This is a genomic window from Oleiphilus sp. HI0125 (assembly GCF_001635355.1).
On sequence record NZ_LWGF01001267.1, the window covers coordinates 1 to 918 of the forward strand.

2 protein-coding genes and 1 pseudogene are annotated in these 918 nt (G+C 42.6%); all 3 read right to left on the bottom strand.

The genetic code is table 11. From position 1 onward, the window contains the following. Positions 1-217, bottom strand: a pseudogene (locus A3762_RS22010) ((Fe-S)-binding protein); the annotation flags it as partial. After that, the gene (locus A3762_RS22015; protein ID WP_068763766.1) at positions 207-569 is read right to left on the bottom strand and encodes a (Fe-S)-binding protein; all 363 of its coding nucleotides are present in this window, start codon (positions 567-569) and stop codon (positions 207-209) included. The pseudogene A3762_RS22010 and the gene A3762_RS22015, both read right to left, overlap by 11 nt. A gap of 224 nt (positions 570-793) precedes the next feature. Then, positions 794-918, bottom strand: a 125-nt coding sequence (locus tag A3762_RS28965; protein ID WP_369820714.1) for a heterodisulfide reductase-related iron-sulfur binding cluster, incomplete at its 5' end; no start/stop codon positions are given.

Sequence of the window (918 nt, forward strand, 5' to 3'; positions counted from 1 at the left end):
CGATGCACTTCCTTTCCAGTTTCTCAAGAAGATCGGGTAAGTGAGCAATTACATTTTTTCGAATATCTGCGCCTTCACTTCGTAACTTTTCGAACTCTAAGTCTTGAAATGCTTGGTGTCTTTTGTCTTGGAGAAAATCCATCGCTCCACGAAAATTGTTCTGCAACGAATCGTCGGATAGCGCATCAACAGTCCGAATTCTGAAGTTATCTGACATCGGAAACTCCATAACGTTCTGTAAGTATGCTTACAATGTGCTTCCCTTTTAGGACTAGTTTGTTTTTGTCGGCATATCCGTTTAAATGCATCAGGCAGCCGCAATCTCCAGATGTAAATGTCGGGGATAATGCCATTAAAGATTTGCATTTATCTTCAGCCATTACAGACGATATTTCGGGTGCTTTCACCGAAAAGGTGCCACCAAAGCCGCAACACTCATTTTGATAATTTGGTTGCTCGACTACATGTCCTGAATTTTGAAGTGATGTTACCCAAGACTCTTCGCTCTTGATTCCACGTCTTGCAGAGCATGACACGTGAAGAGCAATAGATTCTTTTTCATCGCTCATGGATGGTAGGAATGGTGAAATGAATTGAATCAGTTCAAAGCACCTCTCAGACAGATTTTTTGCAAGCATTGAGTAGTGAGAGTCTTCTATTCATCAATAGAGGGAAGTGTTTTTTAATCATGTCTGCGCATGAAGCGGAAGGTACTACTACGGGGAGATCGTATTTGCTCAGTAAATCAATGGTTTGTTTTGCGACTTCTTGCGCTTGATCCTTGGCGCCAGAGTTAATATGCCGGTTGGGCGCAACAGCTTTGAAATTTGGGAAACAGCACTTCGAAGCCGCAATGCTCTAATAATGCGACGCTGTCTAAGCCAACTTGTGGATAGATATGCTCAACAAGGCAGCTAG